The following is a 12,604-nucleotide window of genomic DNA, read 5'->3' on the forward strand; positions in this document are numbered from 1 at the left end:
AGTCAGGCTCCTTGCACCACCGCCTCACTCTCCCCTTCAACCGCCAACCACCACGCATTCCCCCGTTGCGGCTGTGCCAGGTTGAATGCCTCGCCCATTTGCGGCGTGGTGATGGAAACACTGCGTTCCCAAGCCAGCGCAAGAATGCGGTCGAACGGTTCATGCCACGCATGCATCGCCAGGTCGAACGTGCCGTTGTGGATCGGGAACAGCCAGCGCCCCTTGAGATCGATGTGGGCCTGCAGGGTTTCCTCAGGTTGCATGTGCACGTGGGGCCATTCGACGTTGTAGGCGCCAGTCTCCATCAGGGTCAGGTCGAACGGGCCGTACTGTTCGCCGATGCGTTTGAAGCCATCGAAGTAGCCGCTGTCGCCGCTGAAGAAGATGCGTTTGTCGCCGTCGATGATGACCCACGAAGCCCACAGGGTCTGGTTGCCATCGAACAGGCCGCGCCCGGAAAAGTGCTGCGACGGTGTGGCGATGAAGCGGATGCCGGCGACTTCTGTGCCCTGCCACCAGTCGAACTGGCGGATCTTGCTAGCATCGATGCCCCATTTGACCAGGGTGTCACCGACGCCCAGCGGAGTCAGGAACACGTTGACCTTGTCCGCCAGTTTCAACACCGCTTCGTAGTCCAGGTGGTCGTAGTGGTTGTGCGACAGGATCACGGCTTCGATCGGCGGCAATTCGTCGATGCTGATCGGCGGCTGATGGAAGCGTTTCGGCCCGGCCCATTGCACCGGCGACGCACGCTCGGCGAACACCGGGTCGGTGATCCAGAACTTGTCCTGCAGTTTGAGCAGCAAGGTCGAGTGACCGAGGCGATAGACGCTGTGGTTCGGCGCCGCGATCAGGTCGGCGCGGGTCAGTGGCTGCACTGGAATGGCCGCCGCCGGCCGGGTGTTGCGCGGTTTGTGGAAGATCATGTTCCACATGATCCGCAGCATTTTGCGCAAGCCTTCACGCTGCACCGGCGCGTGGTTGCGGAATACACCTTCGGCCTGACGCGAAGGTTCAGGTGATTGACTGCCCGCAGAAGCAATGGATTTGGCCATGACTGAATGACTCCGGAAACACCGCGCAATTCACGGCTTTCCACGGTGGGACGATAATGGCCAAAGCACGCACGCATCAGCCGGACATCTGTTTTTAGGTTGCACCGATTAACCCAGCATTACACTGAGCGGTGTAGTTTCTAGGTTGCAACAAACCGGATGACAAGTAAACTGCCGAGTGTAATTTCACCCTTTTTCTGCCGAATCGAATTTATGACAGCTCCAACGCGCCTCACCGACCGCAAACGCGAAGCCATCATCCTCGCGGCCATTTCCGAGTTCCGGGCCAACGGTTTCGAAGTCACCAGCATGGACAAGATTGCGGCCACTGCCGGGGTGTCGAAGCGCACGGTGTATAACCATTTTCCGAGCAAGGAAGAGCTGTTCGCCGAAATTCTCAACCAGTTGTGGGCACGGATCAGCACCGAGCAAGCCGTGTCATATCAGCCCGATCTGCCTTTGCGTGAGCAGTTGCGCCAAATGCTGTTGGCCAAACTGCAAATGATGGCGGACGACAATTTCATGAATCTGGCCCGTGTCGCCATCGCGGCCGCGATCCATTCGCCGGAGCGCGCGCAGAACATGGTGGCGCGTATGGGCGAACGTGAGGAAAGCGTGACGGTGTGGATTCGCGCCGCCCAGGCGGACGGTCGATTGAAACCGGTCGATCCGGAGTTCGCCGCGCATCAGGTGCAGGGATTGCTGAAGACTTTTGCCTTCTGGCCGCAGATCTCCATGGGCCAGCCCTCGCTCGACAGCACAGCGCAAAATGCCGTGGTCGACTCTGCACTGGACATGTTCCTGGCTTGCTATCAGCTCTAGATTGGGCCTGCGCCACGGTAAATGGCTCACAAGGACACTGAATTTTCCCGCTGGAATAAATGACAATGTCTGTCATTGGCCGATGAACGGTCAGTCTGAAGAATTACACTGCAAAGTGTTTCAGAATGAATCTGGCGCAGAACACCATGGAAAACCAACGCGGCAAAGGCTTGTCATTCGCCAGACGCATTTACTTGCCAAGGGCCATCGGACTGGGCATCGGTTTCTTCAGTGTCGGCGCCGCGCTGTATCCGTTGAACATGCCGGGCTGGCTCTGGGCGCTGTTGCTGTTCAATGGTTTTCTCTGGCCGCACGTGGCCTATCAATGTTCGACCCGCTCGGCTTTCCCCTATCGCGCCGAACGCCGCAACCTGCTCTATGACTCGGTGTGCGGCGGTTTCTGGACCGCGTGTTTTCAATTCAATCCGCTGACTACCGTCACCATCCTGTCGATGATGACCATGAACAACGTGGCCGCCGGTGGCGTGCGCCTGTTCTGGCTCGGCGCCCTCGCCCAGGTGATCGGCGTGCTGCTGGGCTGGTCATTGTTCGGCGTCCATTTCACCCTGACGGCCACGCAGACTCAGGTCTGGGCCTGCCTGCCGATGCTGACGCTTTATCCGCTGGCGCTGGGCATGGTCTGTTACCGGTTGGCGATCAAACTCGCCGAGCACAAACGCAGCTTGAGCGCCCTGAGCCGCACCGACAGCCTGACCGGCCTGCTCAACCACGGCGCCTGGAAAGACTTGCTGCATCTCAAGTTCCAGCAGTGCCGGCAGCACAATTCCCAAGCCATTCTGGCGTTGATCGACATCGATCATTTCAAGTCGATCAACGACAGTTACGGACACATCGTCGGCGATGCGGTGCTGCGGCAATTGAGTCACGAGCTGAAATTCGTACTCGACGAAAGCAAGCTGGCCGGGCGTTACGGTGGCGATGAATTCTGCGTGATCCTGCCCAACCTGCCCCTGAGCAAGGCTGAAGCGCTGATGGAGCAACTGCGTCAGGCACTGGATCGATACCGTCATCCCGACGTTTCCGAGCTGCGGGTCAGCCTGAGTATCGGGCTTGCTCGCTATCAAACCTCTTACGCCGATGCCCTTGAGTGGTTCGAAGAGTCCGACAAGGCGTTGTACACGGCCAAGCACATGGGACGTAACACAATCAGCGTAGCGTTGAGCCGAACACCCGCCTGAAAAACTTGTACAAAATTGAGAAAAATCGATTTCTTGTACAAGTTTATAAAGTTTTGTATAAGTTAATCCGCCAGCCGGGATGCTGGCACACTGCTTCCAGCCATTGATATATCTGGCTGGCTGACGCGGAAACAGGGACCCCACCTTCAGTCCTATTTCCAGAGTGCCATGAACATGATTTTCAACCGCCACAAGACTGCCCTCGTCGATCTCCAAAACACCATCAACCAACAAGCCGGCCTGCTGGAGGCGATCAACCGCTCCATGGCAGTGATCGAATTCGACGTCGACGGTGTGGTTCTGCGCGCCAACGACAACTTCCTGAAAACCATGGGTTACACCCGCGAACAGGTGATCGGCCAGGCCCATCGCCACTTCTGCTCGCCAGAGTTTGCCCGTGGCAATCAGTACACCGAGTTGTGGTCGCGCTTGAAAAGCGGCGAGTTCCAGTCCGGCACCTTTGAACGCATCGACAGCCAGGGCCGTCCGATCTGGCTCGAGGCCAGCTATAACCCGATCAAGGATGACTCGGGCCGCGTGGTGAAAGTGGTCAAGTACGCCATGGATGTCACTGCCAAAGTGCAGCAGGAAAGCGAAGCCAATGCGAAATTGCAGGCGATCGACCGCGCCATGGCGGTGATCGAATTCGATCTCGACGGCAATATCCTCACCGCCAATCAGAATTTTCTGACGCGCATGGGTTACACCCTCGCCGAACTCAAAGGCAAACATCACCGTTTGTTCTGCCCCGCACAACTGGTCAACAGCAGCGCCTACCAGGATTTCTGGCGCCGGTTGAATCAGGGCGAACTGTTTCAGGGCCAATTCGAGCGCGTCGACAAACGCGGGCAGACCGTGTGGCTTGAAGCCAACTACAACCCGGTCTATGACGCTGCCGGCCGCTTGTGCAAAGTGGTGAAGTTCGCGTCGGACGTGACCGCTCGGGTCGAGCAGCACGAGCAGGATGCGCGCAGTGCCAGCGCCGCCTATCACATCTCGGTGGCCACCCGAAAAGTCGCCGAGCAAGGTACGCAAGTGATTCAGCAAGCGGCCAGTGAAATGCGCGAAATTGCCGACGACATCGCCGAGTCTTCAACCTTGATCGCGCAGCTCGGCGAACGCTCCGAGCAAATCACCGCCATCGTCAACACCATCCGCGCGATTGCCGATCAGACCAATCTGCTGGCCCTGAACGCCGCCATCGAAGCCGCCCGAGCGGGTGAGCAAGGTCGCGGCTTCGCCGTGGTGGCCGATGAAGTGCGGCAACTGGCAGCGCGCACCAGCGGGTCGACAGCGGAAATTTCCAACATGATCGGTCTGATCCAGTCGGAAACCCGTCAAGCTATCAAAAGCATGGATGGCACCCGAGGGCGAGCAGCGCAAGGTGTTGAGTTGGCGGATCAGGCCGGCACGGTGATTTTGCAGATCCGCGACGGCGCCAGTGAAGCAGTGGAAGCTGTGAGCATGTTCGCCAATGACCGGGCGCCGGGTTAAACACGATCACGGCAATCGCAGCGCCCGCCCCAGTTCGTCGAACAGCGAGACCACCGAGCGCAACGCGCGGCAGTCCGGGCGGGTCAGCAGCCACAGCGCGGTGTCGTAACCGTGCAAGGGTTCGCTCAGGGCCTGCAGCCCTTCGTTTATCAGAAAGTCCGGCAACGCCGCCACGCCAAGCCCGGCGCGCACCAGCTCCGTCACCGACAGCATGCTGTTGCAGCGATAGCCCGGCGTCACGCCAGGCAACTGCTGGCGGCGCCAGGCGACGGTCGGGTGATCGGGCAGAAAGTCGTCCGGGGCGATCCAGGTCAGCGCCGCCAGATCGGCCGCTTCAACATTTTGTAGATAACGCTGGCTGGCACAGACCCGGTAGGAAATCTTCGCCAGCTCCCGTCCGACCAGATGCTCCGGCGGTGTACGTGTCAGGCGCAGGGCGATGTCGGCATCGCGGCGGCTGAGGTTGGCGAAATCGTTGGAAGTGCTCAGCTCGATGGTCAGCGCCGGGTAGTTCGGCATGAACTGCGCCAGCGCCGGCAGCAGCAGACCTTGCAACACCGAGTCGGTACAGGTCAGGCGCACCGTGCCGCTGACTACTTCGCCGCCCTGCTCCACACCAATACGCGCAGCTTCGAGTGCCTGCTCGGCGCGTTCGGCCTGCTCGGCCAGGGTTTGCGCGAGGCTGGTGGGCAGGTAACCGGCGCGGCTTTTTTCGAACAGTTGCTGACCGAGTGACGCTTCCAGTCGGCGCACGGCGCGAAACACCGTCGACACATCAACCCTCAACAGCTGCGCGGCCCGGGCCAGAGAGCCGCCGCGTACTAAAGCGAGGATCAGGGCCAGATCCGGGAAGTCGAGTTGATATTGCGTGGCTGCATTGATCACTTGGGCAAACGCCAATTTAGAGTGCGTGAACGCCAATCTATAGTGAGGTTCATTCCTCAACAAGCACAGCGAGTACTCATGGAATCCAGAGCCCTGCGCATCGCCCTGATCGGTGATTTCGATCCGCAAGTCACCGCCCACCAGGCCATCCCGGTTGCCCTCGGACTGGCGGCGGAACACCTTCGCCATCCGGTCGAATTCGAATGGTTGGCCACCGACCGAATCCTGCCCGAGACGCCGCTGGAACAATTCGACGGCTTCTGGTGTGTCCCGGCCAGCCCCTACAAAAGCGAAGACGGTGCCCTGCGAGCCATCCGCTTTGCCCGCGAGCAGCAGCGCCCTTTCCTCGGCACCTGCGGCGGTTTTCAGCATGCGGTGCTGGAGTTTTCCCGCCACGTGCTGGGCTGGGCCGACGCCGAACATGGCGAAACCTCGCCTGACTCGAGCCGCGCAGTGCTCACACCGCTGACCTGCTCGCTGGTGGAAGCGGTGGACAGCATTCATCTGGTGCCCGGTTCGTTGATTGCCAGCGCGTACGAAACGTCGGAGATTCGTGAAGGCTATCGCTGCCGCTACGGTGTGAATCCGCAGTTCGAACGGGAGTTGCTGACCCATGAATTACACGCTGTTGGTCACGATTCGGCAGGCGATCTGCGCGCCATCGAACTGCAAAACCATGTGTTCTTTGTCGCCACGCTGTTCCAGCCGGAACGCGCAGCGCTCAAGGGGCAATTGCCACCACTGGTGCGGGCATTTGTTGAAGCCTGCTCGGAGCAATGTCGATGAAACCGGACACTGAGTGTTTCGCCGTGATCTTCACTTCGACCCGCACCGAGGGCGACAACGGCTATGCCGAGGCCTCCGAGCGCATGATGCAACTGGTGGCGGAGCAACCGGGTTTTCGCGGCATCGATTCGATCCGGGGCGCGGACGGAGTGGGGATTACGGTTTCGTACTGGGAGAGTGAGGCGGCGATTCTCGCCTGGCGCGAGCATCCGGAGCATCGGGTGATTCAGGCGCGCGGGCGGGCTGAGTGGTATTCGGCGTTTCAGACGCGGGTGTGTCGGGTGGAGCGGGAGTATCGGTTCGGCCAGTGAGTATTGAGGTGTACTCACTGGCCCTTTCGCGGGCTTGCCCCGGGCGGCGTTCCGACGAAGAGGCCGGAACAGTCGCTGCAGAACCTCAGCCCTTCACCAGACAACGCACCGCCTCAATCTCCGGCACTTCGCGTTTACTCATGTAAACCCGCAACGGCTCGGTGATGTTGATCCGGTCATCAATATTCTGGTCCAGCAGCAACTGGATCAGTTCGCGCTTGAGGGTCATGGTCTGTTCGGTGGTCGGTGCCCAGACGAATTCGCTGCACGGAATGATGCCGTCATCGGCCACGTCCATGCCGAACGAGTCCTCACTGAAGCGCACGATGTACTGTCCGGTCTTGCGGTTGAGGCCGACGAAGCCCTTGAGGTCGTCGGCGGCCTGGCAGATGAGTTGCGATGTGATGCGCATGGTAAACCTCACAAGAGTGATCGAAGGTTTACACGCAGGGCATTGAGGCGCGCCCTCTGCCGGGGCGGTTGCCGTGGCCAAGCGTACTGCAAACGAACGCACAAAAGTGCGCAAATTTTCGCTTTCAGTACGTTTATGTCGGTCTTGCGATAGCACGTTTTCGTTTGAGTTGCTAAAAGGGACATCTTCGAAAATACCTGCGAAAGGACCTCGACATGCCCGCCACCTTCACCAAAAGCGCACTGCTGCTGAGCCTGATACTCGGCCTCGGCCAGGCCCACGCCGCCAGCCAGCCAAACCCGGTTGCGCTCGCTGCCTCCGAGGGCATTCCGCACCCGGCGGTGATCGCCCACCGTGGCGCGTCCTTCGATGCCCCGGAATCCACCGCCGCCTCCTACAAACTGGCGCGCGACCTGGGGGCCGATTACCTGGAAATGGACCTGCAGCGCAGCAAGGACGGCGTGCTGTTCGCCCTGCACGACGACAATCTGCAGCGCACCACCGACGTCGCCACCAAGTTCCCGGAACGCAAGGACAGCCCGGCCAATGCCTTCACCATGGCCGAACTGAAAACCCTCGACGCCGGCAGTTGGTACAACGCCAAGTACCCGGATCGCGCGCGCCCGTCCTACGTCGGCCTGAAGATTCTGACCCTCGACGAAATCATCGACATCGCCCAGGCCAACCCAAAGCACAAACCCGGCCTGTACATCGAAACCAAGGAGCCGAAGCTGTTCCCGGGGATCGAGCATGACCTGAAGGAAAAACTCCAGGCCCGCGGCTGGCTGGTTCCGGCCGGCGCCAAACCGGCTAAAAACGCCGCCAGCGTCGGCGAAAGCAACGGCAAGGTGATCCTGCAAACCTTCGAGAAGAGCAGCCTGGAAATGCTTCAAAAGGAAATGCCGCAGGTGCCGAAGATCCTGTTGCTGTGGGTCGGCGAAGGCAGCATCGAGCCGAAATCCAAAGTGACCTTTGCCGAATCCGGCGAGAAGGACAAGAACGCGTTCTACGGCAAGCAGGAGCCGAAATCCGAAGCCGAATTCAAGCAGTGGATCGACTACGCCAAGGCCCAGGGTGCGATCGGCACCGGCCCTTCGGCGAAGCTGACCCACGGCGGCGATCAGAGCTATTCGGATCTGGTGCAGCCATGGATGAACAAGTACACACACGACAAGGGCCTGCTGGTGCACGTCTACACCGTGGATGAGCCGGTGGACTTCGAGAAAGTCATGACTTCTGGTGTCGACGGCATCTTCACCAACCGCGCCAGCGAACTGCTGAAGTTCTACAAACGCCCGGCCGCCAGTGTGGATCAGGTGTTGAAGAACAACGGTTTCTGATTTGTAAATCAGGGCGTCAGTATCGCGAGCAGGCTCGCTCCCTCGGGGAGTCCGGCCTGCTCGCTGCGTTTTAAGGGTGAGTTAAGTTGCGGCGATTAACCTGAACTCACTTAAACGAATCACCCAAAGGAATAACCGATGAAAACCCTGACTGCCCTGTTTACCGCTGCCGCCCTGACCCTCACCGCTGGCCTGGCCCAGGCTGACGTTCGCGTTGACCAGATCCCTGAACTGGTCAAGTCCGGCAAGATCAAGTCGCTGGAATCGATGAACGCAGAAGCGCTGAAACTGCATCCGGGTGCGACCATTACCGACACGGATCTGGATAACCACTTCAATGGTTATGAGTATGAAGTTGAGTTGCGTACTGCTGATGGCAAGGAGTTTGATGTGGACTTCGATGCAACGACTGGCAAGGTGCTGAGCGACAAGCAAGACACTTGATTGGTTGATAAAACAAAGCCGCATGACTTTTGGGTTGTGCGGCTTTTTTGTGTCTGGTGTCTGGCTGAAACCATGTTTCGTCAGTCAGCCCCTACCCCCTCACCCCAGCCCTCCCGAAACGTCGGACCGCCCCCAAGGGGGCGAGGGGGAAAGGGAACCGATCTCCATGGGTTTCTAAACCTGAGTTCGACACAAGATTTTCAGGTCGGCGTAACTCGAACATTCAACTCCGTCAGTCCCCTCTCCCTCGGGGAGAGGGCTAGGGTGAGGGGAAAAGGCTTCACGCGGAGGTACTGACCAGCGAACCCGACGTACTTGAATCCGAATCCTGCAAAGCCGCCAACAACGCCGCCGTCGCCGTCTGCAACGAAGCCGATGTCGTCGCGATCTGCGACTGCGCCGCCGCAACATCCGCCGCCTTGGCATCCTGGCTTTCCTGCTTCGCCTGAGCCGCTTGCAGCGCCTGTTGTTCTTCCTGCAATTGCTTCTGCAGCTCGGCAATCTGCTTGCGCAGTTCTTTCACGGTGTCCGATTCATCGCTGCTGGAACTGCTGTCCCCCGCCGGCGCCGCACCGCCGCCCGCGGCCACTTTGCTGGTGTCGGCTTTCACGCCGGTGCTGGCCGCCGCGGTGGTCGAAGTGTCGTCGCCCGTATCGGCAATCGAGGTTTTGCTGGTGGACGTGGTAACGGTCTGATTGATCGAAACAGACGTGATGCTGACCATGGGAAATCTCCAATGCCGGTTATAGATAACCGGGCATCGGCGGCGGTCTGCACGAATTGAGATCGACTGTGTACCGACTCGGTAACCGAACCGGTACACAGTCACTGGCCGGTCAGACGCTCAGGCGAGCGGTGACGTCGTTCAGTTGGCCGGACAGGCCGTGCAGGTTCTGGCTGGCGCTTTCGGTGCGCTGCACGTTGTCGAGGTTGGTGCTGGCGATCGAGGTGATCTCGGTCAGGTTGCGCGAGATGTCTTCGGCGACCGAGGTCTGTTCCTCGGCGGCGGTGGCGATCTGGCGGTTCATGTCGCGAATCGCTTCCACCGCGTGGGTGATGCGCTCGAGCATGGCGCCGGCCTGGGTCACTTGCTCGACGCTTTCATCGCTGCGGGTCTGGCCGCTGTCGATGGCCTGGGCCGCGTCCACCGCACCGGTCTGCACGCTGTGGATGATCTGGTTGATCTCAATGATCGACTCCGCCGTACGCTGCGCGAGGTTGCGCACCTCATCGGCGACCACCGCAAAACCACGCCCCGCTTCACCGGCACGGGCCGCTTCGATGGCGGCGTTGAGCGCCAGCAGGTTGGTCTGCTCGGCGATCCCGCGAATCACTTCCAGCACCTTGCCGATGCGACCGCTGTCAGCTTCCAGACGACGGATCACGGTGGCGGTGTTGGCGATTTCGCCGCGCATCTGGGTGATGCTGTGAATGGTGCTCTGCATGACCTTCTCGCCCTGCTGCGCGGACTGGTCGGCATCGTCGGCCGCACGCGCCGCGTCGGCCGCGTGACGGGCGACTTCCTGGGCGGTGGCGGACATTTCGTTCATCGCCGTGGCCACCTGATCGGTGCGGTTGAACTGCTCGTTGGTGCCGCCGGCCATCACGGTGGCGATGGCGTTCAACTCGCCGCTGGCGCTGTCCAGATCCTTGGCGCTGCGTTGCAGATGATTGAAGGTTTCGGCGAGGAAATCGCGCAACGTGTTGGCCGCTGCGGCCAGGTTACCCAGCTCGTCCTGACGGTCGCTGGACACACGCTCGACCAGACGCCCCTTGCTCAACTGGGTGACGTAGTCGATGAGTTTGCGGATCGGCTCGACCAGGTTGCGGTTGACCAGCCACAGGCTGAGCAGACCGATCAGCAAGCCTGACGCGAGCATCACCAACAGCCCCAGCCACACAGTGCGGTCAGCACTGGCGCTGATCTGCGCCGATTGCTCGGTGCCCTGCTTGCGCAGCTCGGCGACCAGCTCGCTCATCTGGTCGCTGGCGGCACGGTCGACGCCTTTGACGGCGGCGTCCCCCGCAGTCGGATCGGCACCGGCGGCGACGTAGGCATCACGGCCCTTCTGGTACGCAGCACCAAGCAGACGGTGTTCTTCGCGCAGGCGATCAATGCGGGTTTTCAGCGCAGGCTCGAGGCCTTTCTGGTTGGCCAGCTCACCGAGGATGCCCTGCACATCGCGCTGACGGTCTTCGAACTGGCCCCAGTATTTGGCCAGATCCGCCGGTTGCTTACCGCGCAGCAGAACGTTTTTCCACTCCTGGACCTGCACCTTGAATTGCAGGTTGGCTTCATCGATCAGTTGCGAGGTGTGCAACGGACCTGCGATCAATTGGCTGTAGTTCTGCACGCCGTTGGACAGGAAATGAAAGCAGGCCAGCGCGATCAACAGCATCGCCAGCAGGCTGCCGCTCAGCAGGGCGAGAATTTGCGCTCTCAGGGATTTTTGCAGCATCACAGGTACTCAGGACAGGGATGAGGCACGCCCGGTAAGACGTGAATTGTTGCCGGACATCCGTGTCGGCGGACCTTGGCTCATGGCGAAGGCGCGCAACCTAACTCATGCGTGATCGGCGTTCCAGCGCCCTTCTTGAGAAAAATCCGACCCTCGGTAACGCGTTGATTTGACGTCATTTTGCTGTCACACAAACGTCATGTGACATTGCGATGATGCGGCTCAGGTGAATCTGCAAATCCCGCGACAGACGCCTCCTCGCAGCGAGCCTTCATGAACCACAGCCTCGATATCAGTCATCGTGATCCTGACCTGTTCGGCCTGCTTTACGGCTTTCGCTTTCGCCCCGGCGAACGCGGGCGCGAGGTGGATTCGGCGACCGCCCTGCGCTGTCTGCAAGACGACAGCGAGGGCGATGAATTTCTCTGGCTGCACCTGAACCTGGCGCACGCCGCGTGCGAGCGCTGGATGAAAAGCCATCTGCAATTGCCCGAAGAGTTTTTCGAAGCGCTGCACGAAGGTTCGCGCTCGACCCGCATCGAGCATGTGGATTCGGCGTTGCTGGCGGTGGTCAACGATGTGGTGTTCAACCTCAGCAGCATGGTGTCATCAGACGTGTCGACGCTGTGGGTCTGCGTGCGCAGCAAACTGATCGTCAGTGCGCGCCTGCAACCGCTGCACTCGGTGGACAAGCTGCGTTCTTCGGTGAAGTCCGGCGAGTGCTTTCGTTCGCCGCTGGAACTGCTGGTGCACCTGCTGCGCGATCAGGGCGAAGTGCTGACCCAGATCGTGCGCAAGACCAGCATGAGCGTCGATCAGGTCGAGGACGAATTGCTGTCCTCGCGACTGTCGACCAACCGCGCCGAACTCGGCGCCAACCGGCGGGTGCTGGTGCGCCTGCAACGGCTGCTGGCGCTGGAACCGGGTTCGCTGCTGCGCCTGCTCAACCGGCCGCCGCCCTGGTTGCAGAAGGAAGACGTGAAGGAGTTGCGCAAGTCCACCGAGGAGTTCGCGCTGATCATCAACGACCTGACCGCCCTCGGTGAGCGGATCAAGCTGTTGCAGGAAGAGATTGCCGCCAACCTCAACGAACAGAGCAACCGCACGCTGTTCACCCTGACCGTGGTCACGGTGCTGGCGCTGCCGATCAACATCATTGCCGGTTTCTTCGGCATGAACGTTGGCGGTGTGCCGCTGGCCACTGATCCCGAAGGGTTCTGGATTCTGGTGGCGCTGGTGGCGACGTTCACCGTGATCGCCGGGCGCTGGGCGTTTCGCAAGCGGCGGGATTACTAAGAGCCGACTGCCCCTGCCGCTCGTTCCCACGCTCCGCGTGGGAATGCCGCCCGGGACGCTCCGCGTCCCTGTGACGCAGAGCGTCACCTTATGCATTCCCA

General features: G+C 60.4%; 13 protein-coding genes. 8 read left to right on the plus strand and 5 right to left on the minus strand.

Annotated features, from left to right (window positions below; translation table 11 throughout):
- Positions 1–2: 2 nt before the first annotated feature.
- Positions 3–1,055: an MBL fold metallo-hydrolase gene (locus ABFB52_RS22335; protein ID WP_129974253.1), complete on the minus strand. Its 1,053-nt coding sequence runs from the start codon at positions 1,053–1,055 to the stop codon at positions 3–5.
- A 213-nt stretch (positions 1,056–1,268) separates the two neighbouring features.
- Between ABFB52_RS22335 and ABFB52_RS22340 the strand changes: the two genes are divergently transcribed.
- The 3 genes from ABFB52_RS22340 to ABFB52_RS22350 all read left to right on the plus strand — a co-directional run bounded on the left by ABFB52_RS22340 (position 1,269) and on the right by ABFB52_RS22350 (position 4,570).
- The gene (locus ABFB52_RS22340; RefSeq protein WP_085745144.1) at positions 1,269–1,877 is read left to right on the plus strand and encodes a TetR/AcrR family transcriptional regulator; all 609 of its coding nucleotides are present in this window, start codon (positions 1,269–1,271) and stop codon (positions 1,875–1,877) included.
- Positions 1,878–2,023: 146 nt separating this feature from the next.
- Complete coding sequence (locus ABFB52_RS22345; RefSeq protein ID WP_129974258.1) at positions 2,024–3,076, plus strand: diguanylate cyclase; 1,053 nt, start codon at positions 2,024–2,026, stop codon at positions 3,074–3,076.
- Between the two features lie 174 nt (positions 3,077–3,250).
- Positions 3,251–4,570, plus strand: coding sequence for a PAS domain-containing methyl-accepting chemotaxis protein (locus ABFB52_RS22350; RefSeq protein WP_085745424.1), 1,320 nt, complete (start codon positions 3,251–3,253; stop codon positions 4,568–4,570).
- 6 nt (positions 4,571–4,576) lie between these two features.
- Here ABFB52_RS22350 and ABFB52_RS22355 read toward each other — a convergent pair whose 3' ends face one another.
- Positions 4,577–5,491 carry a LysR family transcriptional regulator gene (locus ABFB52_RS22355; protein ID WP_178082643.1) on the minus strand — a complete coding sequence of 305 codons (915 nt, stop codon included), beginning with the start codon at positions 5,489–5,491 and terminating at the stop codon, positions 4,577–4,579.
- Between the two features lie 42 nt (positions 5,492–5,533).
- Between ABFB52_RS22355 and ABFB52_RS22360 the strand changes: the two genes are divergently transcribed.
- The gene (locus ABFB52_RS22360; RefSeq protein WP_129974255.1) at positions 5,534–6,241 is read left to right on the plus strand and encodes a CTP synthase; all 708 of its coding nucleotides are present in this window, start codon (positions 5,534–5,536) and stop codon (positions 6,239–6,241) included.
- Complete coding sequence (locus tag ABFB52_RS22365; protein WP_129974256.1) at positions 6,238–6,552, plus strand: antibiotic biosynthesis monooxygenase; 315 nt, start codon at positions 6,238–6,240, stop codon at positions 6,550–6,552. The genes ABFB52_RS22360 and ABFB52_RS22365 overlap by 4 nt, the downstream gene beginning before the upstream one ends.
- Positions 6,553–6,637: 85 nt before the next feature.
- Here the strand turns inward: ABFB52_RS22365 and ABFB52_RS22370 are convergent, their stop codons facing one another.
- Positions 6,638–6,964, minus strand: coding sequence for a DUF2025 family protein (locus ABFB52_RS22370; RefSeq protein ID WP_085745148.1), 327 nt, complete (start codon positions 6,962–6,964; stop codon positions 6,638–6,640).
- Positions 6,965–7,179: 215 nt separating this feature from the next.
- On the opposite strand from ABFB52_RS22370, the gene ABFB52_RS22375 reads away from it, so the two are divergent.
- Positions 7,180–8,304 carry a glycerophosphodiester phosphodiesterase gene (locus ABFB52_RS22375; protein ID WP_129974257.1) on the plus strand — a complete coding sequence of 375 codons (1,125 nt, stop codon included), beginning with the start codon at positions 7,180–7,182 and terminating at the stop codon, positions 8,302–8,304.
- Between the two features lie 138 nt (positions 8,305–8,442).
- Positions 8,443–8,748 (plus strand): PepSY domain-containing protein, encoded by a 306-nt coding sequence (locus tag ABFB52_RS22380; protein ID WP_102687293.1) that lies wholly within the window; start codon positions 8,443–8,445, stop codon positions 8,746–8,748.
- A gap of 280 nt (positions 8,749–9,028) precedes the next feature.
- On the opposite strand, the gene ABFB52_RS22385 is transcribed toward ABFB52_RS22380, so the two are convergent.
- Both ABFB52_RS22385 and ABFB52_RS22390 read right to left on the minus strand, forming a co-directional pair.
- Positions 9,029–9,472, minus strand: a complete 444-nt coding sequence (locus tag ABFB52_RS22385) for a hypothetical protein (RefSeq protein WP_129974169.1) — start codon at positions 9,470–9,472, stop codon at positions 9,029–9,031.
- Between the two features lie 112 nt (positions 9,473–9,584).
- Positions 9,585–11,210 carry a methyl-accepting chemotaxis protein gene (locus ABFB52_RS22390; RefSeq protein ID WP_178082642.1) on the minus strand — a complete coding sequence of 542 codons (1,626 nt, stop codon included), beginning with the start codon at positions 11,208–11,210 and terminating at the stop codon, positions 9,585–9,587.
- A gap of 270 nt (positions 11,211–11,480) precedes the next feature.
- Between ABFB52_RS22390 and ABFB52_RS22395 the strand changes: the two genes are divergently transcribed.
- Positions 11,481–12,503 (plus strand): transporter, encoded by a 1,023-nt coding sequence (locus ABFB52_RS22395; protein ID WP_085606510.1) that lies wholly within the window; start codon positions 11,481–11,483, stop codon positions 12,501–12,503.
- Positions 12,504–12,604 lie beyond the last annotated feature (101 nt).

Source organism: Pseudomonas sp. 9.2(2024), assembly GCF_039695385.1.
Lineage (GTDB): Bacteria > Pseudomonadota > Gammaproteobacteria > Pseudomonadales > Pseudomonadaceae > Aquipseudomonas > Aquipseudomonas paraglycinae.